Origin of the sequence: Halomarina pelagica (assembly GCF_024228315.1) — an archaeon.
Lineage (GTDB): Archaea > Halobacteriota > Halobacteria > Halobacteriales > Haloarculaceae > Halomarina > Halomarina pelagica.
In genome coordinates this window covers 1,194,199-1,217,171 of the sequence record NZ_CP100454.1, presented here as the reverse complement: position 1 = coordinate 1,217,171, position 22,973 = coordinate 1,194,199, and the positions used below count along the sequence as shown (strand labels likewise).

Annotated in this window: 30 protein-coding genes and 1 pseudogene; 9 read left to right on the top strand and 22 right to left on the bottom strand. The window is 66.9% G+C overall.

All coding sequences use genetic code 11. From position 1 onward, the window contains the following. Positions 1–12 precede the first annotated feature (12 nt). Genes NKI68_RS06405 through NKI68_RS06395 form a run of 3 tightly spaced genes read right to left on the bottom strand, consistent with a single transcriptional unit; the run spans position 13 to position 1,688 of the window. A complete protein-coding gene (locus NKI68_RS06405) occupies positions 13–915 on the bottom strand; it encodes an acetamidase/formamidase family protein (RefSeq protein ID WP_254545878.1) in 903 nt (300 codons plus the stop codon). 42 nt (positions 916–957) lie between these two features. Beyond that, entirely contained in the window at positions 958–1,356 is a 399-nt protein-coding gene (locus NKI68_RS06400) for a type II toxin-antitoxin system VapC family toxin (RefSeq protein WP_254545877.1), read from the bottom strand. 17 nt (positions 1,357–1,373) lie between these two features. After that, positions 1,374–1,688 carry an AbrB/MazE/SpoVT family DNA-binding domain-containing protein gene (locus NKI68_RS06395; protein ID WP_254545876.1) on the bottom strand — a complete coding sequence of 105 codons (315 nt, stop codon included), beginning with the start codon at positions 1,686–1,688 and terminating at the stop codon, positions 1,374–1,376. Positions 1,689–1,823: 135 nt separating this feature from the next. Between NKI68_RS06395 and NKI68_RS06390 the strand changes: the two genes are divergently transcribed. Next, positions 1,824–2,702: a homoserine kinase gene (locus NKI68_RS06390; RefSeq protein WP_254545875.1), complete on the top strand. Its 879-nt coding sequence runs from the start codon at positions 1,824–1,826 to the stop codon at positions 2,700–2,702. Here NKI68_RS06390 and NKI68_RS06385 read toward each other — a convergent pair. Beyond that, positions 2,693–3,220: a hypothetical protein gene (locus NKI68_RS06385; protein ID WP_254545874.1), complete on the bottom strand. Its 528-nt coding sequence runs from the start codon at positions 3,218–3,220 to the stop codon at positions 2,693–2,695. The genes NKI68_RS06390 and NKI68_RS06385 overlap by 10 nt on opposite strands. Before the next feature lie 237 nt (positions 3,221–3,457). Here NKI68_RS06385 and NKI68_RS06380 point away from each other — a divergent pair, with 237 nt between their 5' ends. The 3 genes from NKI68_RS06380 to NKI68_RS06370 all read left to right on the top strand — a co-directional run bounded on the left by NKI68_RS06380 (position 3,458) and on the right by NKI68_RS06370 (position 6,349). Continuing rightward, complete coding sequence (locus NKI68_RS06380) at positions 3,458–4,516, top strand: glycosyltransferase (RefSeq protein ID WP_254545873.1); 1,059 nt, start codon at positions 3,458–3,460, stop codon at positions 4,514–4,516. A gap of 63 nt (positions 4,517–4,579) precedes the next feature. Then, the gene (locus NKI68_RS06375) at positions 4,580–5,770 is read left to right on the top strand and encodes a Gfo/Idh/MocA family protein (protein ID WP_254545872.1); all 1,191 of its coding nucleotides are present in this window, start codon (positions 4,580–4,582) and stop codon (positions 5,768–5,770) included. A gap of 132 nt (positions 5,771–5,902) precedes the next feature. Next, complete coding sequence (locus NKI68_RS06370) at positions 5,903–6,349, top strand: MarR family transcriptional regulator (protein ID WP_254545871.1); 447 nt, start codon at positions 5,903–5,905, stop codon at positions 6,347–6,349. Positions 6,350–6,367: 18 nt separating this feature from the next. Here NKI68_RS06370 and NKI68_RS06365 read toward each other — a convergent pair whose 3' ends face one another. Beyond that, positions 6,368–6,796: a universal stress protein gene (locus tag NKI68_RS06365; protein WP_254545870.1), complete on the bottom strand. Its 429-nt coding sequence runs from the start codon at positions 6,794–6,796 to the stop codon at positions 6,368–6,370. A 158-nt stretch (positions 6,797–6,954) separates the two neighbouring features. On the opposite strand from NKI68_RS06365, the gene NKI68_RS06360 reads away from it, so the two are divergent. Then, a complete protein-coding gene (locus NKI68_RS06360; protein WP_254545869.1) occupies positions 6,955–7,818 on the top strand; it encodes a universal stress protein in 864 nt (287 codons plus the stop codon). Between the two features lie 115 nt (positions 7,819–7,933). Here the strand turns inward: NKI68_RS06360 and pdxS are convergent, their stop codons facing one another. Beyond that, on the bottom strand, positions 7,934–8,842 hold the full coding sequence (gene pdxS, locus NKI68_RS06355; RefSeq protein ID WP_254545868.1) for a pyridoxal 5'-phosphate synthase lyase subunit PdxS: 909 nt from the start codon (positions 8,840–8,842) through the stop codon (positions 7,934–7,936). Between the two features lie 103 nt (positions 8,843–8,945). Between pdxS and NKI68_RS06350 the strand changes: the two genes are divergently transcribed. Continuing rightward, positions 8,946–9,695 (top strand): DUF1405 domain-containing protein, encoded by a 750-nt coding sequence (locus tag NKI68_RS06350; protein ID WP_254545867.1) that lies wholly within the window; start codon positions 8,946–8,948, stop codon positions 9,693–9,695. 6 nt (positions 9,696–9,701) lie between these two features. Here the strand turns inward: NKI68_RS06350 and NKI68_RS06345 are convergent, their stop codons facing one another. The 10 genes and pseudogenes from NKI68_RS06345 to NKI68_RS06300 form a co-directional block, all read right to left on the bottom strand. Continuing rightward, on the bottom strand, positions 9,702–10,742 hold the full coding sequence (locus tag NKI68_RS06345; protein WP_254545866.1) for an HFX_2341 family transcriptional regulator: 1,041 nt from the start codon (positions 10,740–10,742) through the stop codon (positions 9,702–9,704). Between the two features lie 808 nt (positions 10,743–11,550). Next, on the bottom strand, positions 11,551–12,519 hold the full coding sequence (locus tag NKI68_RS06340) for a hypothetical protein (protein WP_254545865.1): 969 nt from the start codon (positions 12,517–12,519) through the stop codon (positions 11,551–11,553). Continuing rightward, positions 12,516–13,142, bottom strand: coding sequence for a C39 family peptidase (locus NKI68_RS06335; RefSeq protein WP_254545864.1), 627 nt, complete (start codon positions 13,140–13,142; stop codon positions 12,516–12,518). Before NKI68_RS06335 ends, NKI68_RS06340 begins: the two co-directional genes overlap by 4 nt. Positions 13,143–13,573: 431 nt before the next feature. Then, complete coding sequence (locus NKI68_RS06330) at positions 13,574–13,939, bottom strand: site-specific integrase (protein WP_254545863.1); 366 nt, start codon at positions 13,937–13,939, stop codon at positions 13,574–13,576. A gap of 59 nt (positions 13,940–13,998) precedes the next feature. Beyond that, positions 13,999–14,250: a hypothetical protein gene (locus tag NKI68_RS06325; RefSeq protein WP_254545862.1), complete on the bottom strand. Its 252-nt coding sequence runs from the start codon at positions 14,248–14,250 to the stop codon at positions 13,999–14,001. A gap of 16 nt (positions 14,251–14,266) precedes the next feature. Next, positions 14,267–14,590: a hypothetical protein gene (locus NKI68_RS06320; protein ID WP_254545861.1), complete on the bottom strand. Its 324-nt coding sequence runs from the start codon at positions 14,588–14,590 to the stop codon at positions 14,267–14,269. A gap of 189 nt (positions 14,591–14,779) precedes the next feature. Then, on the bottom strand, positions 14,780–15,292 hold the full coding sequence (locus NKI68_RS06315; RefSeq protein WP_254545860.1) for a hypothetical protein: 513 nt from the start codon (positions 15,290–15,292) through the stop codon (positions 14,780–14,782). A gap of 84 nt (positions 15,293–15,376) precedes the next feature. Continuing rightward, positions 15,377–15,531 (bottom strand): annotated as a pseudogene (locus tag NKI68_RS06310) (IS5/IS1182 family transposase); the annotation flags it as partial. Positions 15,532–15,613: 82 nt separating this feature from the next. Beyond that, positions 15,614–15,982: a DUF6176 family protein gene (locus NKI68_RS06305; RefSeq protein ID WP_254545859.1), complete on the bottom strand. Its 369-nt coding sequence runs from the start codon at positions 15,980–15,982 to the stop codon at positions 15,614–15,616. Between the two features lie 158 nt (positions 15,983–16,140). Next, the gene (locus tag NKI68_RS06300) at positions 16,141–16,722 is read right to left on the bottom strand and encodes a GNAT family N-acetyltransferase (protein WP_254545858.1); all 582 of its coding nucleotides are present in this window, start codon (positions 16,720–16,722) and stop codon (positions 16,141–16,143) included. A gap of 193 nt (positions 16,723–16,915) precedes the next feature. Between NKI68_RS06300 and NKI68_RS06295 the strand changes: the two genes are divergently transcribed. Beyond that, positions 16,916–17,374, top strand: a complete 459-nt coding sequence (locus NKI68_RS06295; RefSeq protein WP_254545857.1) for a DUF7344 domain-containing protein — start codon at positions 16,916–16,918, stop codon at positions 17,372–17,374. Continuing rightward, complete coding sequence (locus NKI68_RS06290) at positions 17,358–17,702, top strand: HalOD1 output domain-containing protein (RefSeq protein ID WP_254545856.1); 345 nt, start codon at positions 17,358–17,360, stop codon at positions 17,700–17,702. Before NKI68_RS06295 ends, NKI68_RS06290 begins: the two co-directional genes overlap by 17 nt. A gap of 138 nt (positions 17,703–17,840) precedes the next feature. Here NKI68_RS06290 and hemA read toward each other — a convergent pair whose 3' ends face one another. The 5 genes from hemA to NKI68_RS06265 all read right to left on the bottom strand — a co-directional run bounded on the left by hemA (position 17,841) and on the right by NKI68_RS06265 (position 22,055). Beyond that, entirely contained in the window at positions 17,841–19,214 is a 1,374-nt protein-coding gene (gene hemA, locus NKI68_RS06285; protein WP_254545855.1) for a glutamyl-tRNA reductase, read from the bottom strand. Continuing rightward, complete coding sequence (locus NKI68_RS06280) at positions 19,211–19,897, bottom strand: precorrin-2 dehydrogenase/sirohydrochlorin ferrochelatase family protein (protein ID WP_254545854.1); 687 nt, start codon at positions 19,895–19,897, stop codon at positions 19,211–19,213. Before NKI68_RS06280 ends, hemA begins: the two co-directional genes overlap by 4 nt. Further along, positions 19,894–20,973 (bottom strand): siroheme decarboxylase subunit beta, encoded by a 1,080-nt coding sequence (ahbB, locus tag NKI68_RS06275; RefSeq protein ID WP_254545853.1) that lies wholly within the window; start codon positions 20,971–20,973, stop codon positions 19,894–19,896. The genes NKI68_RS06280 and ahbB overlap by 4 nt, the downstream gene beginning before the upstream one ends. A gap of 82 nt (positions 20,974–21,055) precedes the next feature. After that, on the bottom strand, positions 21,056–21,496 hold the full coding sequence (locus tag NKI68_RS06270) for a DUF63 family protein (protein ID WP_254545852.1): 441 nt from the start codon (positions 21,494–21,496) through the stop codon (positions 21,056–21,058). 193 nt (positions 21,497–21,689) lie between these two features. Further along, on the bottom strand, positions 21,690–22,055 hold the full coding sequence (locus NKI68_RS06265; RefSeq protein WP_254545851.1) for an SHOCT domain-containing protein: 366 nt from the start codon (positions 22,053–22,055) through the stop codon (positions 21,690–21,692). Positions 22,056–22,257: 202 nt separating this feature from the next. Here NKI68_RS06265 and NKI68_RS06260 point away from each other — a divergent pair, with 202 nt between their 5' ends. Next, positions 22,258–22,416 carry a hypothetical protein gene (locus tag NKI68_RS06260; RefSeq protein WP_254545850.1) on the top strand — a complete coding sequence of 53 codons (159 nt, stop codon included), beginning with the start codon at positions 22,258–22,260 and terminating at the stop codon, positions 22,414–22,416. 139 nt (positions 22,417–22,555) lie between these two features. On the opposite strand, the gene NKI68_RS06255 is transcribed toward NKI68_RS06260, so the two are convergent. Further along, complete coding sequence (locus tag NKI68_RS06255; protein WP_254545849.1) at positions 22,556–22,951, bottom strand: DUF5778 family protein; 396 nt, start codon at positions 22,949–22,951, stop codon at positions 22,556–22,558. Positions 22,952–22,973 lie beyond the last annotated feature (22 nt).

Sequence of the window (22,973 nt, the reverse complement as noted above, 5' to 3'; positions counted from 1 at the left end):
GTGCCTTTCTCTTCAGTCGAGCGGGTCCGCGAGGGACGCCTTCGGGACGGCACAGCGGACGGTCTTCAGCGGGTCGACCACCTGGCTGATCTCGAGGTCGGCGACGAGGCTGGCGAGCAGGTAGGCGTCGGTGAACTCGACGCCGTGGGCCCGGGCGAGCGCCTCGCTCGCGTCGCGGACGGCCAGTTCGCAGGCCGCCTGGAGCGTCTCCGCGCTGGCGAGGAACTTCCAGGCGTCGTCCGTCTCGATCAGCGGGCGCGAGAGCGGGGCGTCGGCGACGACGCCGAGGGTGACGTCGATCTCGGTGGCGATCTCCGCGCCGGTGCCGCAGTGCTCGCCGTCGGCCATCGCGGCCTTGCAGTCGCCCATCGCCAGCAGGCCGCCCGGCTGGAAGACCGGGAAGTAGACCGTCGCCCCCGCCCGGAGGTCGGTCGTGTCGAGGTTCCCGCCGTGGTCGTGGGGCACGAGCGTCGTGTACTCCTCGTCGGCGGTGGCGACGCCGATCGTCCCGATACAGGGGTCGAGCGGCACCGAGAGGTCGCCGAACCGGAGCGCGCCGTCCTCGACGGGCGTGACGCGTGTGTGGGGGTGGGCCACCTCGGGGTCGTCCCGGAGGAGTCCGAAGCCGGGGATCGTGACGGCGCGGCCGCGGTCCTCGTTCGGGCGCATCTCCTCTATCTCCACCCGGAGGGCGTCGCCCGGCTCTGCCCCCTCGACGGCGATCGGCCCGGTCGCGGCGTTGACCTCCTCGGGCACCGAGTCCATCAGGTCCCCGTCGCGCTGGATGGCCCCCTCGAGGCTGTCGCGCGTCTCGACGGTGAGCGCGGCCCCCGGCTCCACGGTGACGGTCGGCTCGAGGTCGGGCGAGAAGGCGTAGACGACCGACGAGTCATCTATCGTGCGTCTGTCTGTCATGCGTGCTCGTCCTCGTAGCGGAGCACCATGAACGCTCCCGAATCAGGCCGGTCCGTCCCGAAAGCATTCGATCGGAACGTCGGTGACGCCGTCGTAATCGCCGTCGCCGCCGGCGAGCAGCGTCGCGTCCTTCGCGGTCGCCGTCGCCAGGGCGAACGAGTCACCGAGTGCCGGGTTGACGTCGAGGACGAACTCGGCCGCAGTCTCCCAGATCTCCTCGATCCCGACGGGGACGATCCCGAAACTGACTAGCCAGTCGAGGTACTCGTCCGCGGTCCTCCGATCGTACTTGCGGGCGAGGATGTACCTGACCTCGGTCATGTTCACGTAGTTCACGAACCCCGTCGATTCGCCGTCTTCGACGGCGGAGAGAAATGCTTCGACGGTGCCGCTTCCCGGTTCGCCGTCCGCGTGTGCGACGATCGGTTCAGCGTCGAACACGATTCGCCCCGGGGGCGTCATTCGTCGCTATCTCCGGATTCGAACGTCGCCTCGCGAGTCTCTCGATCTCGCTCGCGCTTTTCGCGCAGTAACGCAGTCGCGGGTTCGTCGGTCGTCGCGTCCCCCCGATGCTTCGCGTACCCCCGCATGTCACTCGCCGAGGGAACGCGCTCGACCGTGACCTCGCCCTCGTCGTTCTCCCGGAACCGGACCCGCCCCGGCGCTTCGATGCCCAGTTTCTCGCGGAACTTCTTCGGGATCGTCGCCTGGCCGTGCCGTGACACAGAGACGACCTCTGACTTTGAATCCCGTTCCTCCTCTGTAGTACTCATTGTACATAGTTCGTGACGTCGCCGGGATAACTCTGTCGGGGACGCCTCGGGGATCAGTAACGCGGTTAGCGTTCGAACGAACCCGCCGTCTCGCACTCCGCTAGGTTTTTCTCTCCGCTGTTGGAAGCGGAAGCCATGCTGACCGTCCGGGCCCCCGCGACGAGCGCCAATCTCGGTAGCGGGTTCGACGTCTTCGGCGTCGCGCTCGACCGCCCGGCGGACGTCGTCCGGGTCGAGAAGGCCGAGCGGACGACGATCGAGGTGACGGGCGTCGGGTCCCGGTACATCCCCGAGGACCCGAAGCGAAACACCGTCGGTGCCGTCGCCGAGGCGCTCTCCGCGCCCGCCCGCATCCGGATCGACAAGGGCGTGCGCCCGGCGTCGGGGCTCGGTTCGTCCGCGGCCTCGGCCGCCGCCGCCGCGGTCGCCCTCAACGAACTCTACGACCGCGGTCGCTCCCGCGAGGAACTGGTCCCCGTCGCGGCCGAGGGCGAGGCGGTCGTCTCCGGCGCGGCCCACGCGGACAACGTCGCCCCGGCGATCCTCGGGGGGTTCACCGTCGTCACAGACGAGGGCGTCACGCGCATCGACGCCGACCTCTCGCTCGTGGCGTGCCTCCCGGACATCGTCGTCTCGACGCGCGACGCCCGGAAGGTCGTCCCCGACGGAGTCTCGATGACCGACCTCGTGGAGACCGTCGGCCGGGCGGCGACGCTCGTCGCGGGGATGGCCCGGAGCGACCCCGCCCTCGTGGGTCGCGGGATGGACGCCCCGGTCGTGACGCCCGCCCGGGCGGACCTCATCGACGGCTACGACGAGGTCTGCGCGGCGGCGCGCGCCGCGGGCGCGACGGGGGTCACGATCAGCGGCGCGGGACCGACCGTCATCGCCGTGTGCCGGCGGAGCGACCAGCGCGCCGTCGCCGTCTCGATGATCGACGCGTTCGAGGAGCGAGGGATCGAGTCGCAGGCCTACCGGACGTGCGTCGGCGACGGGGCCACCGTCTACCGGTAGACGGAGCGCACGTAGCCGTAGCCCGCGCCGAGCATCGGGCCGTAGACGAGCGCGGCGAGGAGCCCCGCGTCGATCAGCGGGACGGAGCCCCCCATCACGGCGGCCGCGAGCGGGGGGAGCGCCAGGTACAGTCCGACGATCGCGAGCCCGTAGAGCGCGCCGAGACCGGCCCCGACGGTGGCGAACGCGGAGCGTTCCATCAGCGGCCGGAGGACGCGCCGGAGCGCGGCGGACGTCGCGGTCAGCCGCATCGTTCGCGCGAGGTACGCGTCGAGCGTCCGCGCGGCGACGGGCGCGAACCCGACCCCGAGGGCGGTCCCCACGCCGAGCCAGCCGAGGAGTCCGGCGAGCGTCGACGCGCCGGGGGCGAACAGCGCGCCGAGCGTCCGCACCCGCGACGGCGCGAGCGCCAGCAGGACGCTGGCGAAGACGAGCCCCGCGAGAGTCCCGCTGAGGAGCGCGGCGACGTACTCGTTCCGCTCAACGACGACGAATCCGTTCCGTTCGATGAGTGTCATGGTTCGTCACTCGATCCGGTCCATCATGAATTATAGGGGTGGGTCGATCCGTCGCTCGACGGGCGGGAGTTCGCCGAAGTGACGGCGTCGTCGCCGTTCCGGCCCCGAAACCGCCCTACTCGACGCGAGAACGACACGCGGGGTATGAGATTCCCAGCGATAAAAACTTATTATCGGCGCTAATCGAGGGCTTATACGAGTGTGTTGGGGGAGAGTTCATCGGAGCGGTCTGTGTTGATGTACCCGGACTACAGCAGCAGCAACTCCTACCAGCGACAGCTTCGAGACGGGTTGGCCGACTGCGGCTACGACGTGCATCTGAGCCAGTGCGACCGTCCCTTTCCGCTGCTCGAAGCGGTGTATCGACAGGGTCGACCGGACGTGTTTCACGTCCACTGGCTCCACCGGTACTTCGTCACCGAGCGGCCGGTAGTGACCGCGATACTCGGTCTCCGGTTGCTCGTCGAGTTGCTCGTCCTCCGCCTGCTGGGCGTCGAGGTCGTCTGGACGGTCCACAACCTGGCCGACCACGAGCGGCGCTCGCCGCGCGTCGAGCACGCGGTCCGTCACGTCACCGCGCGCCTCTGCGATCGCGTCATCGTCCACTGTCCGAACGCGCGCGACCTCATCGTCGAGGAGTACGACCTCCCCGAGCGCGTCGCCCGGCGCATCGAGATCGTCCCCCACGGCAACTACATCGGGAGCTACCGGAACGAGGTCGATCGGCAGACCGCCCGCGAGACGCTCGACCTGGACGAGGACGCGCGCGTCTTCCTCTACTTCGGGCTCATCCGTCCCTACAAGAACGTCCTCAAGCTGATCCGGACGTTCCGCTGCCTCGAGGACGAGAACGCGCGCCTGCTGGTCGTCGGAAGCCCGTGGAACGACACCCTCCGCGATCAGATCCTCGACCTCGCGGCGACCGACGATCGGGTGCTGCCCGTCCTCGAGTTCGTGCCGGACGACGACATCCAGCTGTACATGAACGCCGCCGACGTGACGGTCTTTCCGTTCGAGGAAGTGCTCACCTCGGGGACGGCGTTGCTCGCGATGTCGTTCGGTCGCCCGGTCGTCGCGCCGCGCCGCGGGTGCGTCGCGGACCTCCTCGACGAGGAGGGCGGCTTCGCGTACGATCCAGACGAGCGGAACGGGCTCCGCGACGCGCTGACGGCCGCCCTCGACGCCGACCTCGACGGCATGGGCGCGTACAACTACGAGAAAGTGCGCCAGTTCGACTGGGAGACGATCGCGCGAAAGACGGCCCGAACCTACGAGCGCGGCGCTGCGGATCGATAGTCGTCGCCTACTCGCGTTAGTCTCGTCATAGTCATGTCCGTGGGAATCTAGGATCGCGTTACAATGGGATACCGCGTCGCGATCATCGGAACCGGGGCGAACCCGGAGAAGAAGGGACGGACGGGCTACGCGATGGCGTACCGTCACGCGCCGGGCTACCAGCGCCTCGACGACTGCGAACTCGTCGCCTGCGCCGACATCGTCCGGGAGAACGCAGAGGCGTTCGCCGACCACTTCGACATCCCCCCCGGCAACGTCTTCGAGGACTACGAGGAGATGCTCCGCGCGACCGAACCGGACGTCGTGAGCGTCTGCGTCCCCCCCGCGATCCACGCCGAGATCGTCGTCGGCTGCGCGGAGAGCGGCGTCCCGCGGGCGATCCACTGCGAGAAACCCATGGCGACCACCTGGGGCGACTGCAAGCGCATGCTCGAGGCCTGCGACGACGAGGGCGTCCAGCTCACCATCGACAACCAGCGCCGCTTCGGCGAGCCGTTCCGCGAGGCGAAGGACCTCCTCGCTGACGGGACGATCGGCGACCTCGTCCGCATCGAGTGGGCCGAGGACAACCTCTTCGACGCGGGCGTCCACCAGTTCGACCTCTGCCGGTACTACACCGACGACGCCGAGGCGGAGTGGGTGCTCGGGGGCATCGACTTCCGCGAGGAGAACGTCTGGTTCGGCGCGCACAACGAGAACCACGGCTTCGTCCAGTGGAAGTACGAGAACGGCGTCTACGGCGTCGCCGCCACGGGCGACGGCAAGGACGTGATCGGCTGTTACCACCGCCTCGTCGGGACCGACGGGGTCATCGAGATGGGCGTCGACGGCGGCCCCGCGCTCCGCTACCGCAAGGACGGCGGCAAGTGGAAGACCGTGAGCACGGGCGACAGCATCCACGCGCCCAGCTACGGGAAGGCCCGCGCCGGGGCGATCCTCCTCGCCGAGCGCATCCCCGGCGTCTCCGCCCGGCGGTTCAAGGAGACGACCTTCTACGAGCGGGCCATCGAGGAAGTCGTGAGCGCGCTCCGCGAGGACCGTGAACCCGAGATCTCGGGGCGGAACGCCCTCGCCGGGACGGAACTCGCCTTCGCCGCCTGGGAGTCCTCGCGCCGACGGGGTCGCGTCGACCTCCCGCTGGACATCGAGGACAACCCGCTCGAAGCGCTCATCGAGGGCGAGAGTGGGAGCGAGTCGGCCGGCGGGGACGGCGCGAACGGCGAGGCGGCCGAGACGCCGGCCGCAGAGCAGTAGCGACCGGACCTCCCGGCCCGACCCACGACGACCGACCCGAGCCGTGCGGCCGCGGAACACGTACCGCGTGCCGGCGTGACGGGGCGGAACCGAGTAGCAGCGATTAACTACCCCCCTTCCGTAGGCCGGTCCATGTCTTCGACCGAAGCCCCGCAGAGGGGTCTCTCTCGCGAGTCGTTCTCCGCGCTGAGCGCCGAGACCGACCGACGGCGCGCCCGGCTGGAGGTCGCGATGGAGGAACGGCGGTTCCGGCTGCTCGAGGCCATCGTCGCCCACCCGCACCGCGCGCCCTCCAAGGCGGAACTGCGCTGGACCTCCGCCCTCGACCCGGCGACGCTGTACCGACAGCTCTCGCGGCTGGAGGAGGCCGGCCTGATCGAGCGCGGCGAACTCCCGCCCGGCGAGCGCCGCGAGGGGCTTCCCTACGTCTTCTACCGCCTCACCGCCGACGGCCGCGCGCTGATCGATTCGGTCCCCGTCTTCGCGTCCCCCGAGGCGCTCGGGCGGCGGTACGCCGAACTCGACAAGCCCGACGAGGTTCGACGGGCCGAGCGCTGCCCCCGCCCCTTCGACGCCTGACCGCGCTCCGGAGCCGCGTCACGCGCCGTCGACGACGAGCACGGGCGCGGTCCCCGACCGGAGCACGGCCTCCGTCACGCTCCCGAGGAGCGCCGTCTTGAACGCGGACTTCCCCTTCGCCCCGAGGACCACGAGGTCGATCGCCTCCCGATCGACGTAGTCGACGATCACCTCGTGGGGGACGCCGGCTTCGACCGTCGCCTCGACCGGGACGTTCGCGGACTCGGCTCGCCGGGAGACGGCGGCGACGGCGGCCTCCGACTCCGCTCTGAGGTTCTCGCGGACGACCTCGGGATCGACGATGGCGTTGTCGTAGGCGGTCCTGGTCTCGACGACGGACAGCGCGTGGAGCGTCGCGTCGCAGCGACGAGCGAGGGCGACGGCGTGCGTCGCGGCCCGCGCCGCGGCCTCGCTCCCGTCGGTGGCGATCAGTACCCGCCGGTACATGCGCCGACTACGGCGGGCCGGCGTAAGTACCCGCCGTCAGTGCCCCACGCCGCCTCTCGGACGGTCTCCGGGTCCGAACCGTCCTCCCGTCGTGATCGAACGGGACCCGCCGACGAACACTGATTACCGCGCGTGCCCAACTCGAAGTCCGAGAGACCATGCCCACGCTCGAACGCATCCTCCTCCCGACCGACGGTAGCGACGGCGCGGCGGTCGCCACGGAGCACGCGCTCGCCGTCGCGGACCGCTTCGACGCGGAACTCGTCGTCCTCAACGTCGTGGACGAGCGGTCGCTCGATCTCGGCCTCGGGGAGGATCCGTTGCGCGAGCGCGGCGACGCGATCGTCGCCGCCGCCGTCGAGCGCGCGGACGCCGCGGGCGTCCCCGCGACGGGCGAGGTCACGGTCGGCGTTCCGGACCGCGCCATCCGCGAGTACGCGGCCGCCAGGGGGATCGACCTCGTGGTGATCGGCACCCACGGACGGACCGGCGTCAGGCGCTACCTGCTCGGGAGCGTCACCGAGCGCGTCGTCCGGCTCTCCGACGCCCCGGTGCTCACCGTCCGGCCGTCCGACGACGATCGGTACGAGCCGTACGAGCGGCTCCTCGTCCCGACCGACGGGAGCGAGCGGGCCGCCGCCGCGGCCGACTGGGCGCGCACCATCGCCACGGCGTACGACGCGACCGTCCACGTGCTCTCGGCCGTCGATACGGCCACGCTCGGCTTCGACGTCCGCTCTGACGCCCTCGTCGCCTCGCTCGAAGCGGCCGCGGAGACGGCGGTCGAGGAACTCGCGACGACCCTCCGCGACGACGGCATCGAGGTGCGCACGTCGGTCGAGTACGGACCGCCGCACGGGGCGATCCTCGACGCGGTCGGCGAGAACGACGTCGACCTCGTCGTGATGGGCACCCAGGGCCGGAGCGGCATCGAGCGCTACCTGCTCGGGAGCGTCACCGAGAAGACGGTTCGGACCTGTCCGGCTCCGGTGTTGACCGTCCGGACGGCCGGGTCGGAGTGAGCACCGGGAGCCGAGAGCCTAGCGTCGAGCGTCGGGGCGCGTCGCCGCTCCTCGTCGGCGTCGGGGAGGAGCCGCCCGCCAGTCCGATCCGCGACCCGCGACCCGCGATCCGCGATCAGACGCCGCGGCCCTGTAGCTTCTCCTCCTCGCGCATGCCGACGTTCGACTGGCCCTTCATGCCGCGGCCGATGCCCGCGGCGATCTCCGCGAGGCGCTCGGGGTCGTCCCACTCGTTGACGGCCTCGACGATGGCCCGGCCCATGGCCTCGGGGTCCTCCGCGCCGAAGATGCCCGACCCGACGAAGATGCCGTCGCAGCCGTGGTGCATCATGAGCGCGGCGTCGGCGGGCGTGGCGATCCCCCCGGCGGCGAAGTTCACCACGGGCAGGCGGCCCATCTCCGCCGTCTCGTGGACGAGGTCGGCCGGCGCTTCGTGCTCGCGCGCCCACTTCTCGCGCTCCTCCGCGGTCTTGCCCTCGAGTTCCCGGATGGCGCTCTTGATCGCGCGCTGATGGGTGACCGCCTGGTTGACGTCGCCGGTGCCCGCCTCGCCCTTCGTGCGGATCATGGCCGCGCCCTCGTCGATCCGCCGGAGCGCCTCGGGGAGGTTCCGCGCGCCGCAGACGAACGGCGCGGTGAACGCCCGCTTCTCGATGTGGTACTCGTTGTCGGCGGGGGTCAGGACCTCGGACTCGTCGAGCATGTCCGCGCCCGTCGCTTCGAGGATCTGCGCCTCCGTGACGTGTCCGATGCGGCACTTGCCCATCACGGGGATCGAGACCTCGTCGATGATCTCGCCGAGCGCGGCGGGATCGGCCATCCGGGCGACGCCGCCGCGCTTCCTGATGTCGGCGGGGACGGCCTCCAGACTCATCACGGCCACCGCGCCCGCGTCCTCCGCGATGCGCGCCTGCTCGCGGGTGACGACGTCCATGATGACGCCCCCCTTCTGCATCTTCGCGAACCCGCGCTTCACGAGGTCCGTCCCGCGCTTCAAGTCCTCCAGGTTCGTCGCGTCGCTCATGCCCGACCCTGCGAATGGAGTGCACTTAACGCGTGTCCTTCGACCGCTCGCGCCGGGCGGACCGATCGGCAGCGTTTTTCTCCCCGCCTCCGCACTCCCTCCCATGTCGATCTCCGGAGCGCTCGGTTCGCGCGCGGACGCAGTCGCCGAGCGCCTGCGCGCGTTCGCCCGCGAGGGCGACCTCCCCGAGCGCGAACCGCTCCCTCGCTACGTCGCGCCCCTCCCGGCGCTGCTGGAGGACCTCGGCCTGCGGCTGGCGTGGGTCGTCGTGGGAATCAACCTCGTCGGGACCGCCTTCGGCTTCTGGTACTACGGGCCGCAGTTCTCCCTGACGCCGGTCGAGATGTGGCCGTTCGTCCCCGACAGCCCACTCGCGACGCTGCTGATCGCCCTCTCGATCGCCGCCTGGAAGCTCGGGCGGAACAACGAGGCGCTGAACGCGCTCGCCTTCTTCGGCTGCATCAAGCTCGGCCTCTGGACGCCGTACGTCCTCGTCGCCTTCTTCCCCGAGTGGGGCTACGCGCCGTGGGACCCGATGTACAACTTCCTCTTCTGGAGTCACCTCGCGATGGTCGTCCAGGCGTTCGTCGTCCACCGCTACGCCGCGTTCCCCGTGTGGGCGATCGCCGTCGCCACGCTCTGGTACACGGTCGACCTCGTCGTCGACTACTTCTATCCGGTCGTCGGCGACCCCCACCACACGCTCCTGCCGCTCCCCGACGCGGCCCCGTGGCTCGGCGTGACCGCCCTCCAGGTCGCCGCGCTCGGCGCGGTGCTGTTCACGATCCTCCCGGTCTTCCTCGCGCTCGCGACGCGGGTGGAGAAGCTGCAACTCCGACTGCGCGGACGCTGAGCCCGGTCACTCCCGGTCCGCGTCCGCGCCCGCGCCACCCCCGGGTCCTTCGTCGGACCGCCCCCCGGACCGCCCCTCCGCGCGCCGGTCGGAGTGCGCCCGCACCCAGAGTTCGCCGATCCGCGACAGCCTGGTCCGGTAGGACTTCCCCCGCTCGTCCTGCTCGACGTAGCCCTTCCCGCCCGGGCCGAGTCGATCGACGTTGTAGATGACCTTCGAGCGGAAGCTGTCGGTGTACTCCTCGCCCAGTTCGCGCGCCAGCGTCCCGGCGAGTTCGCTCACCGACTCGAACTCGCCGTGCTCGCCCAGCGTGAACAGGATGAGTTCCTCGAACGGCTTCACCGACGAGAACGAGGCGACCGGCAACTCGACGACGTGTCCCGCGCCGATGCGCTTCGCGCCGATGGTGGTCCCCCGCTCGTCGAACTCCGAGAGGAGGTCGCGGGCGCTCCCCAGGCGCTCGGCGACGCGCGCGTCGAGCGCGTCCAGTTCCGGGCCGCCTTCGACCGCGTCGAGGTCGTCGAGGAGATCGACGCAGGCGCGCAGTTCCTCCGCGAGTTCGGTCTCGAGGTACTTCTCGGGGGCGGTGTAGTAGGTGTGGATCCGGTCGCGGTCGGCCTCGCGCTCGACGCCGATGGAGTGGGCGGCGGTCGCGAACGCGAACGAGACGGTGCGGGGCATCGACGCGATGTTCACCCAGATCTCGTCCTCGGCGTCCTCGCCGCCCTCACCCTCCTCGCTCGCGCCGTCGCCCGACTCGGCTTCGGTCCCCCGGTCGAGTTCGGCGTTGATGAGATCGTACGCCTGCTCGAAGGCGGCGTCGTAGTCGTACACGTCCTCGATGAGGAAGCGCTCGGTGTCGGCACCCATCAGGTTCGAGAAGTCCTTCTCCAGCTTCCGCGCGAGGTTCCGGGAGTACTCGACGTTGGCCTCGCTGCCGACCGCGCCCTCGAGCAGGATGACGCGGTCCACGTCGAGCCGATCCCGGACGAGCGGCGCGATGAGCCGGTCGTAGTCGAACCCGACCGGGACGATGTGGGTCTGCATACGCCTTACGGCGTCGGTGAGTATTTAAATAGTCTCTGGAACTTGGCCATTGATACACACATCGTTGGTGTTTCTCCCCGTGCCGTCAAGGGGTTCTGTAGATACGTGGCCAGGTGGCGTAATAGTTCTTATCAAGGCTCACTGCTTTGCTCGTCCGGGACCGACTCAACATGAACCGGTGATTCTGCTAGAGAGAAGTGGCGTTGCTGTTCTTGACTAAGCAAGAAGGCGGGTCGCCAGTGGCTCAACAGCAACATTACATCTTCGATTGGATTTGTAATCGAGTGTATTCAGGTTCCTAATCGACATGGATTGAGTAAATTGATATATTCTTAGTCTATCCACATCCTATGGCCTATCTTGATCTTTCGATTCTTGGGGGGCTACTGCTCTTAATAACTGCAAGTCTTGATTACTACCGGGCTGCTAGTTCCACCGAGAGTACAATCAGTGATTCCCCACCATCGCACCCAAGCGAAATCCCAGTAGGAAGCCGGCCACCTGATGAATCAGCCAGTTCCCTTCGCTCACGTATTGAGCCACAGTATATCGGATATTTTTTGGCGATCTTACTTCAAATCCCCGCCTTGTTGTCACAATTAGGGTGGTTGTAGAATGTGCTGTACCTCTTTGGCAATTTTTTATACTTTCTGGGGGCCGTTATCAACTATTATTGTGGCTGTCTTGTCTTATCTGCGCGAAGATGGTCTAGAGTTCAATTATTCGAAAGAGATTATGTTGGTGTTCGCACTCTCCGCGGGAGTTCCTGCGTTTATCGTTGCAGTCTGTGAACACTTATTGTAGCGCACTATACCGCAGTTATTGCGCCGACATAGTGTGTTTGTTCTTCCAAATCGTCCTTGATCTTATCGACCCCATACCATACCCGGCGGTTGGACTGCGTAATCGGTTTGAGGATACCTGCGCGCTCTAAATGAAGCAGGTAGCGAGAAAGTTTGAATAGCTTCAGATCGGTCTGACGGCCTTTGCCTTGGTAGTGTTTTTCGAAAGCATCTCGTAGACTACTTTCATCAACCTTTGGAAGTGTGTCTGACTCGATCGCCAAACGGTAATAGAACCCAGCTACTGCTAAATAAGGACCTAACACACCGTGTATCTTTTCAAGATCATTCACGTTTTCACGGAAGTAATGTGCGAGAGCTGTATTTAGAATCTCGTGATTTTTATCATTATCCCTACGCGCTTCTTTAAGGAAATTGCCAGCACCCACAACTCCGTCTCGTGTCTTGAGTAAATCAATACTCTCTAGCTCCTCAACGTACTTTGCATATTTACCACGTTCATTGTCATCTGGCGAATCCAGAGCTTCAATCTCATCAAGTGGTACAGTGTTGCGAAGGATCACCTCTGCAAGGATATCCTCGACAGGCGCGTATCGGTTTTCGGGGAAAGGAAGTTGAGTGAAGTCCTTTGCCGCAGAGCTGATGAGCGCTTTCTCTACCGCTTGTTGGATCTCTTTCTCATAGTCGCGTACTCTCCTGTAAACGGTTTGTGGGTGGGTATATTCCGTCTCTCCCTTTTTGCTAACCCGAATTTTACCGACCCTAGTTGGATCAAGATAATCCACGTCAACTGGGTTCTGACGAAGCTCGTCAAAGATCACTCTGGGTGGACTAATGAAGATAGGGAACACGAAGTCAGACCCATTTACTTCTATATCGCCTAAACTGTATTGTGGTCCGATTTTGAACCTGAGTATGTACTCTGCCTTCTTGCGCGCATCATCTTCCGAGATGTTGGCTTGTTCGATACTCATTTATTTCCACCCACGATTTTCGAGCCTCTTCTTGAGAGGGATACTGTGAGTACTTGATTGAACCACGGGTCCCAAGCATCTTCTAACTTCTGCCTCTCTACGATGTCTTCTGGATATCCCCATGGATCGTGGATTGCTACAAATTCGTCTCCGTCCTGAGGCAGGCTATAGCCAGATGCAACGACCGCATGAACACCGTCATTTTCCCGTGTCTTCTCCCGTAATCGGGAGCCATTGATGAACGGAATGATTGGTCGCTCGTTTTGTATGTTCTCTTTCACCATGCTGAATAGAGATTTAGGAGCGCCGTCCTGCCAAGCATTGAGACTGAACTGCAGAGTATTTGTCCGCTCGGAAACGACCGTGAGCTCGTCTTGGTTCGGCTTCCATCCTCCCTCTACGATCGTCATGTCTTCCATGATTTCGTCTGGCGATAGTGATTCCGTAGCCTTTCTGAGATCTACATTTGGGTGTTTGTTTTTAAAGTAATGTAGTGCCATCCAGATACAGTAGATCACACATTCGTCCTCAGCCTCTGGTTGATAGTCGAATGGGACCTTAAGCAGCTTATCCAATTTTGGTGTACTGCTGGATAGCCACTTCGTGAAGACGCCATTCACCATGTCGTTGTTCTTATCTGAACACCCATGAGATGATATATCTACTCATACGCAGTGGTACTTTTTGATCGAACGGTCATAGTGTACCATTAGTCTCTAACTCTTCCTAAAATCACTGCCGCCGCTGTTGCACTATGCAGTCAACTTGACGAACCTACCCGAGTCCATTGACGGTTACCACTTGTCAACAAATGGAAATCGTCAGGAAGCCGCCCACACGATTCATTTTACTACAGAACGGAAACTGATTGGTTGGCAGTGCCCCCAAATTCCAACGGCCAGTAATTACGATATCGTTCAGTTCTGTGGCGAGATGTTGCCGCTACTGACCAAGCAAGGTTGTCACAAGTAGATGCCCAAGCGTTGCCAATCGAGAGGGTGACAACCTCGATTGCCCTGTCAATGCCTAATTCTTGCCACAAATGACGAAAATTCTAGAATTTCTGGACATTCTGTGAGGCGGCGCTGAAGCCACTTCGCTTTATTCTGTGGCCAAATACCTCCTGCTTTCTCCAAGAAAACTGAGTGGCAAACAAGGGATTTCGCTCTACCTTGCCAGTGACGTCGTGCCGAGTGTGGTCAACGTAGTCGTTCAAGACTTGGCAGGTATCCAGGCTTAGGGCGATCAGCCGCTCTCTCCTCTCCTTGTTCTTGAGCGGTGTGCCTTCCCGGTGGACAGCACGAAGCCACTCGTTCTCCCGGTCGTAGTCCTCGACGTCGAAGGCCCTGATTGTCCCTGAGCGTACGCCACACCGCCAGAGAACCGACAGCAACGGTGCATAGAGGCGTCCACAAACCATCCTAGATAGTTCAGAACGAACTCGACTTGTTCCTTATCGACCGGATTACCCTCAGCAACTCACAGTTCCTCGAACGGTCTCGCCTCCGCCTCCGATAGCTCCGTCAGTCGCTCGAACGCGGACTCGGGCCAGTCCATGTGAATCCCGTCCTCGCACGCCGGACACCACCACTCGTCGTGCCAGATCTCCCCCGGCTCGACCGGGACGTCGCTCTGCCGGTGCACGTCGAGCAGGACGAGTCGCGTCCCGCAGGTCGAACAGTCCGGGTCGACGTAGAACGGCTCGTTTCCCCGGGGGTCGGCCGCCGACATCGGAGCGTCGTCCGCGTCAGATCGTTTCCGTCTCATCGTTTCCCACGTTGTATTTCCAGACGATCCACCCGGCGAGGAGGAGGGTTCCGATCGTCACGAGTTCGCCGGCCCACGGGAGGCGACCGGTCCACGCGTCGACGACGAGGAGTCCGAGAAGTCCCGCGACGGCCAGCAGCACGTTCCGCACGTCGACCGCGAGTTCCCGCTCCCGTGCCGGGGAGAACTCGCCCGCTCGGTAGCCGGCGATCAGGGAGACGGCACCGTGGCGGTCGATCGCCCACGCGAACAGGAGACACAGACCGGTCGCGAACCCGAGCAGGATGGTCTCTCCGACCGGCATACGAACCGATACGGACGTGACCGAATATAGCAGTTTCCCCGAAGAACACGTATCGGTACGCCGTCGCGCACAGGGAGACGGTCCAGTCGAAGAGACGACGACTGCCGGGTGAACGGGACCCAGCGATAGGCAACTCTGTCGCCGCGTCCGGACTCGACAGAACCGGTTGACGCTACTCGGACTCCGCCTTCAGTCGTCGAAGAGGTCGTCGTCGTCGTCCCGGTGTGAGTCGACGAGAGCGCCGTTCGCGTCGTAGATACGGCGGCTGTCGTCGCCGTCCTCGTCGTTCTCCTCGGACACGCGAAGCGTCCCGTTCTCGTCGAACCGCCACGTCCGCTCGTCGCCGTCGTCGTCCTCCTTTCGCCGGAACCGGAGGGTTCCGTTCTCGTCGTAGATCCGTTCCTCCCCCTCGCCGTCCTCCTCTTCGGTCGTCCGGCGGACCGGCCCGTTCCGCTCGACCTCCGTCTGCTCCTCGTCGCCGTCGTCGTCGATCTCTTCGGTGAATTCCCTGTCGGGTCCGTCACAGTGTTCGAACTCCTCTCCGTCACGTTCCTCGTACTCGACGAAGCGGGTACACCGATCGGTCGGTCCACGCCGGAACTCGACGATGTCGTCGGCTCGAGCCCGACCGGTAGCTCTCGAACTCCACGCGACCCCCGCGAAGAGCGCACCGACCGCTCTCAGGAAGGCGCGTTTGTCCATGGTAGATAAAGGCATACCTGAGCTAGGTGCCTGGTCGTCTTGAATTGGTGTCTTCTGCCGTGTTGAACAGACGCTAATTTACGGTTACAGCGGTTCACACGGCGGCTCTACGTCTATGAGGGTGAACACCAGGACGATCTCACGGAACTGACGATACCGGCTCGGCGCTCGCGCGGCATCGTCGAGCGCGTCGTTGTCGAGTACGGGGTTTCGGCTCTCCAGGGCTGAACGTAGCTTTTGCCCGCACGAGTGCGCTACGTCCTACCGTCACGACGGGGCCAGCGCCCCCTCCGTGGCGGATTCGTCCGTCGCCTCCCGAACTCAGGGACGGTCGGGAGTCACGAGGTGATAGAGGAGGTCGGCCTCGACCACGGACGGTTCGCCCGCCATTACGTCGTTGAACTCGCGGACGAATTCCGCGAGCCCCTCCGCTTCTCCCTCGGGGTCCGTCACGATGTCCCGATAGACGTCGTACACCTGCTCACCGTCCTCGGCTTCGATGTAGTACAGTACGTAGTCGGCCTCGTCAGTTCGCCGGAGAAACGCGGACTCCGTGTGGACGCCCTCTCTCTCCAGGGCCGACATCACGTCATCGGCGTCTCTCACTCGGCCGATCTCTTCGAACAGGGCCACGGCGTCCTCCGTCCGTCCGGGTTCGATTTCTTGTTCGGCCAATATCACGTCGGTCATACCCTGACCCAGGTGGCCGGCGAGCCGGTAAGTCTTGGGGTTCGACATCGGTCGTCAGGGGACGACGACCGCTGCTATTCGAGCGTAACGACGACGATTCGACGGCAGTAGCGCGGAGAGCGGTACCGGAAACGGCGGGAGCCCGCGACGGACGCTCGTCACGTACCGTCGTCGGGTCGCGGTCCCTCCTCCCGCGCCCGCCACTCCTCGCGCAGGAGGCCGTACCAGCGCACGTCGTGGTACTCGCCGCGGAACCACGCCGCCTCCCGCAGGGTGCCCTCGTGCTCGAAGCCGAGCGACTCCAGCAGGCCCGCCGAGGCGTCGTTGAAGCTCCCGAGGCGCGCGCTCACGCGCCGGAGGTTCCGGTCCTCGAAGGCGTACCGGACCATCGTCGCGGCGGCGTCGGAGCCGTACCCCCGACCGTGGCGTTCGGGCGCGAACCAGTAGGCGAGTTCCGCGGCGCGCGCCCGGGCCGTCTCGTCCGGGCCGTAGCGAGAGCCGGTCAGCGAGACGACGCCCAGCGGTTCGTCGCCGTCGCAGGCGAGGCAGTGGACGCCGTCGTCGCCGGAGAGCACGTCCTCGAAGAACGCCTCCGTCTGCACGCGGTTCGTGGGGTTCACGTCGAGCGCGTAACGCCAGACGCGCGGGTCGTTCATGCATCGCTGGAGGAACTCGACGTCCTCCTCCTCTATCGGCCGGAGGGTGACCGCCTCGCCCTCCAGGAAGACCGGTCCGGGCATACCTGTCCGTCCCGCGAGTGACGTAAAACGCTCACGGGTCGGCGTCCGGACGGCCGTCCGCTCCGAACCGACACGGTGCCCGTTTCGGGCATCGAGAACGGTCGGTGTCCCCGTCGGTACTCCGATCCGTACATACACCGTTCGATCCATCTCGTGCGAACTGATTTCACTCCCCCCCCCCCAATCGGGCGATATGGAGGATCGAAACCCCGATGAAGAGGGGGAAGGAGCACAGACGGGACGGTCCGTCGAGGGTACCGACGAGGGGGCCGTTCCGCTCGGCGTCTTACAGTTGGACTACGTGTTTCGGGCGCTCGCTCACTCGCGGCGGCGGTATCTCCTCTACACGCTGAAGGAACGATCGCGATGGACGCTCACCGACCTCGCGACCAAGATCGCCGCCTGGGAGGACGAGATAGCCGAGGAGGCGGTCACGGGGGAGGCGCGCGACCGGGTGTACATCTCGCTCTACCACGCGCACGTCCCGAAACTGGTCGAGGACGGGATCGTCACGTTCGACCGAGAGGCCGAGACGATCGGTCGGGGGGAGCACGCCTCGCAGGTGCTGGCCGCCCTCGAAGGGGTCGGCGCGAGTCTCGACGCCGGTCAGGAGAGCCACGCACGGAGGGAGTTCGATGCCGGGAACGAGTGACGGTCGGACCGACGGCGGCGGAGCGACCGACGGGTCTCCCACCGCCCGAACACTCGTCCATCAGCGCCCCTACGACCCGGACGGCGATACGGAACTCACCGTCGAGATCGTCTACGCCGTCGCGGCGGCCGAGGACGTCCCTCCGGTCGAGGTGCGATCCCCGTCCCTGTACGAGTGCGTGGACGTGGTGGCGATCGAGGACGCCTTCTTCGGGCCGGAGGTGGCCGGCGCGTCCCGCGCCGGGTTCGGTAACGTGGAGTTCCGATACCGCGACTACCTCGTCAGGATCCGGAGCGACGGCTGGATCATGGTGTACGAACTCGAGTGAACGCCCAGTAACCGTCGACGCCCTCGCTGTCCTCTCCTCCGTCTCCCCGTCCGCAGTCCAGCGCGCGTCGGTGCCAGCCGTCCGTCGTCCAGCGTCAGTTCACGGTCAGTCCAGCGTCAGTCCACGGTCAGCCCGCCGTCAGTCGTCGCTCAGCTGTTCGAGGACGGCCGTCGGCATCTCCTCGCGGAGGGGTTCGGGGAGGTCGTCGATCGAGACGGCGTCGGGGACCGTCCCGGAGGTCCCGTCGTCGGGCGCGCCGACCGGCCGCTCGTTGTGCGGGTCGAACAGCTGGAGGGCCGTGTTGATCGTGCTCCAGTCGTCCTTCTCGGCGGCGTCGCGGAGGCTCTTGGTCGGCGAGGCGAGGATCTGGCCGACGAGCGCGTCCGCGAGCGACTCGACGACCTCGCGCTGCTCGTCGGTGAACGCGTCGTCGGTCGCCTCCAGGCGGGAGAGCGCCCGCCCGACCTCGCGGCCCTTGATCGCCTCCGCCCCCTCGTACATGGCGGCGATGACCTCGTCGGCGCGCTTGCGCTTGTACTGCGAGAGGAGGCGTTCGAACTCGCGGTCGATCATCGCCTCGACCTCGCGCGCGGCGTCCTCGCGCCGGGACGCCGTCCGGTCGGTCACCGACTGGAGGGCGTCGAGGTCGTAGACGGTGACGTGCGAGAGGCCGTCGGCGAGCGGGTCCACGTCTCGGGGTTGCGCGAGGTCGATGACCAGCGTCTCGCCCGCGTTCGAGAGCGCGTCCGCGTCGAGGACGTGGCTGTCGGCCCCCGTCGCCGTCACGACGACGTCGGCCTCGTCGACGGCGACGGGGAGCGCCGCGAGGTCGAGGGCGGCCGTCTCGCCGCCGAGCGCGCGGGCGACGTACTCCGCGCGGTCGACCGTGCGGTTGGCGACGAGCAGGCGGCCCGCCTCCTCCGCGAGCGCGCGGGCGGCGAGCGTCCCCATCTCGCCCGCCCCCACGACGAGCGCCGTCGCGTCGCCGAGGTCGAGTTCCCCGCGGGCGACGCGGACCGCCGCGCTCCCCAGGGAGACGGCCCCCTCGTTGATCGCCGTCTCGCTCCGCGCCCGCTCGCCCACGTGCACGGCCTTCATCAGCGCGTCCTCCAGCATGGGCCCGACCGCTCCGGCCTCGCGGGCGTCGAGGTAGGCGTCGCGCAGCTGGCCGAGGATCTGATCCTCGCCGACGACGAGCGATTCGAGCCCGCAGGCGACGCGCATGAGGTGGCGCAGGCTCTCCTCGTGGGTGAGGGAGCGAACCGCGTCGGCGGAGACGTCCGTCACGACCTCGCTCAGCGCGGCTCGTCCGGTCTCCGGGGCGTCGGCGACGACGTAGGCCTCGGCGCGGTTACACGTCTGGAGGGCGAACGCCTCCGTCACGCCCGGCGTGGCGAGCAGCGAGCGGACGACGGCGCTCTGTCCCGTCGCGCTCGCCGCCTCGATCGCGTCGAGGTCCGCACGCTGGTGGGAGACGCTCACGCCGGTTATCACGCCACGTCCGATCGTCATGTCGACTCACCGAGTTCAGCGGAGACGATTTCGTCCACTATCGTCTCCGTCTTATCCGCTCCTCCACCTAAAGTCTTCCAAACGCGGTCCGATCGCACGACCGCCCGTACCGCCGCCCGCCGCTCGTCGGGCGGGTGGTCGTCCCGAAGCCGCTCGCGCAGGTCACCCGTGACGCGCGCGAGGTCGCCCGCGCCGTCGATCTCGCGCTCGATCCGCTCGCGGAGGACCCGACTCAGCGCGGGGCTCCGCCCACCCGTCGAGACCGCGACCACGACGGGGTCGTCGCGGACCGTCGCGGGAATCGCCACGCCGCCGAGATCCCGTCCCCCGGCGCGATCCGCCCGGTTGACGAGCACGCCGCGCGCGCGAGCCTCGGCCGCGATCGCGTCGTTGAGGGAGGGATCGTCGGTCGCCGCCACGACCAGCGCGGGCGCGACGCGGTCGAACCACGCGGGCACGTCGTCGGGGGCGGGTGCGGCCCGAACCAGGGTCGCGTCGCCGTACCCCCTCTCGTCGCCCGGTTCGTCCCCCTCCCTCTCCCCGTCTCCGTCACCGACGAAGGCGGGGCTGACGACGACGACCTCCGCCTCGCGTGCGAAGGTGCGCGCGCGCCGCGCGCCCACGCGTCCCCCACCGAAGACGAGCACGCGCCGACCGGTGAAGTCGTGCAGCAGCGGGATCACGGTCGGGTGTTGGCCTCCGCCCGTTCTGCCATCCGGATGCCCGTCTTCTTGAGGATGCGCGTCGAGAACAGCGTGTCCCAGTCGTCCTCGCCCACGTCCCAGTGCTCGCTCATGACCTCGTGCACCCGCTCGATCCGTTCCCGGCTCTCCTCCTCCGAGCGGCCGTGGGTCATCGCGAAGAAGTTGTACGGCCAGACGGGTTCGTGGCGCGGTCGCTGGTAGCAGTGCGTGACGAAGTCGAGCGACGCGACCGCCGGGCCGACGGTCTCGACGACCCCGTCGGGGACGTTCCAGACCGTCATCCCGTTCTCGGTGTAGCCGAGCGCGTAGTGGTTGGGGACGACGCCGACGCGCCTGATCTTCCCCTCTGCGTCGAACCGCTTTATCGTCCGGACGACCCACTCGGGGTCACGGCCGATCGCGTCCGCGACGTCGGCGTACGGCGTCGCGGTGAGCGGGAGGCCGCCCTGGATCTCGAGGACGAGGTCGCGCTCGGCGGGCGTGAGGGTCGTCCGCCCCGACGGCTCCACCGCCGGCCCGAGGTGCGAGAGGTCCACGTCGCCCTCCGGAATGGGACCGTCGAGGAGGAACTTCGCCTCGACGCGGAACTCCCGCAGCTTCGGCATGTCGTACGTCGGCTGCCCCGTCTCGGCCTCGATGTCCGCGAGGACCGCCTCGACCCGGTCGCTCGCGGTTTCGCCGTCCCCGCCCGCCACGCTCACGACGAACCACATGTTGAGGTGGGGGTGTTCGCGCTCGTAGTTGTGCGCCACCTCGCGGTGGGCGTTCACCAGGTCGGCCACCTCGTCGAACCGCTCCTCGGGCGCGTGCATCGCCACGAGCGTCGCCGTCCCGCCGATGGCCTCGGCGTCGACGAGCGCGCCGAACCGCGTCAGGACGCCTCCCTCGTCGAGGCGTCGGATCCGCGCGAGGAGGTCGTCCGCCGAGAGTTCGATACCGCGGTCGCGGAGGGCCGCCGCCGCCGGTTCGAAGGGTCGTTCGACGACCGGGAACCCGCCCTGATAGGCGTTGACGATCGCCCGGTCGACGCGATCCAACCGCTCGGCCGTAGTCATGTCCGATCGTCCGGGCTACCGGCGTATAAGCGCCCCGTTCGGACGCCCGCGGCGTCTCGACGCCGCGGGGCCGTGCGTCGAGCTACGCCGTCGCGTACAGCAGGAGGTTGCTCAGGCCGGGGAGGAGTCCGACGAGGCCCGCCGCGATCAGCACGGCCCGGCGGTAGTCGTCGTCGGAGCCGCGGAGGTCGGCGACGGCGACCACCACGGCGAGCGCGACGCCGAGTTTCACCAGCACGAACAGCCAGCCGGTGCCGAACAGCGGCGCAGTCGGTAGCCCCGCCGCGACCTCCAGGATCGCCCGCGAGATCGGGACCAGTTCCACGAACGAGAGGGCGTCGACGCCGACGAGCGTCGAGACGCCGTCGAGCGCCTGCCCGAAGACCGCGAAGCGCTCCACGTAGCCGGACCGGGCGGCGACGGCGGGCGCGGCCTGGCGGAGCAACTCCCACGCCGCCGCGGTCACGACGAGCGTCCCGAGCACGCCGAAGGCGGTCCACGCGAGGTACGGGGCGGACGACATCGTGTACGTTCCTTGTAGGCGCGCGACGAAGATGAGTTCGGCGGTCGCGGCGGTCGCGGTCAGCGCGGCGCTCGCGATGTTCTCGGGCCGTCACGGTCGTCGGTGACGCTCATCCTTACGTGAAGCCGAGTCGCCAGGAACGAAGCGGGACGCGATCGGCCGCGCGCGGTTCGAACCCCGCGGTCCGCGTCGATCACTCCTCCCGGGAGAGCCGCTCCCGTCGTCGGTCGAACTCGTCGTCCGTGAGGTCGCCGCGGGCGTAGGCGGACCGCAGTTCCTCAACGACGCGGTCGCGTCCGCCCGCGCCGCGGTCGGGCCCGCCCGTCGCCGCGCGGTACAGCAGGTACGCGAACCCGACGAGCGCCAGGGGAACGAGGAGCTGGACGATCCACCCCACGGTGAACATCCAGCCGGACGCGCGGCCGTACCCCCACCCCATCATCGGCGTTCCGCCGCCCATCATCCCGACGCCCGCGAACAGCGCGGGCAGGAGGATGAGCGCCCCGAGCACGAGGAGCGCGAGCGTGGCGATTCTCTCGCTGTCGAACGTGGTTGTCAATATCTCTCACCTCGGTGTTCGCAGCCGGTCCCCGACTGCACCTAGACGGAGGCGCGCGCGGCTTAATCCCGTTCCCCCTCCGATACGACGGCGTCACCCGATCTCAGCTTTCGATTCTACGGACTACGGGCCGTGCGACGGTCCCCCGCGCCGACGCGCCGAACGTGACGGCTATATACGTCGGGGCGAGATACCACGTACCGTGAGTGTCTTCGTCATCTGCGACAACTGCGGGCGCGGCGCGGAGTTCGTCGACGAGCACGAGGCGCGGGCCGAGGGCTGGAGGAACCTGCGTATCGAGGGCGTCGTCGGGCCGGCGAACCGGTCTGAGTGGAACGGGCGCTGTCCCGACTGCGCCTAGGCGTCGCCGACGGTGCGGAGCGCCGCGAACTCGTCGAGCCGCGTCCCCGGCGCGGCGACTCTCGTCGGATCGTACTCCCCCGTAACTGTGCACTCGTCGGAACGTAGCGATCCCGGCGTCCGGGTATCCGGCGTCGCGGCTAGTCGCCCTCGACGCTGCTGACGCGATACCCGAGGTTCTCGACGGCCGCGACGATGGCGGACTGGTCCGCGTCCGCCTCGTAGTAGAACACCACGTCGAAGGTCCCGTCACGGAGGAGCTGCTGGCACTCCCAGACGAACTCGTCCTCCGCGATGGTGAGCCCCTGGTGCTGGTTCAACCCGAAGCGCGAGTCGTCGTTGCCGGAGTAGACGTACCAGTCGCCCTTCCCCGCGTGGTCGGCGATGACGTCCCCCACCTCGAGGGTCGTCTCGTGCAGTCGCGACTCGTCGTCGCCCGTGAGGTCGGTGTGGAGGATGAGACCGTTGAGTTCGATGTCGCCCGGTTCCAGGAGCGCCTTGGTGCGCGCGTACAGGTCGTCGTCGATCGCGTCCATGCGGGACGCTCGCCGGCGAGCG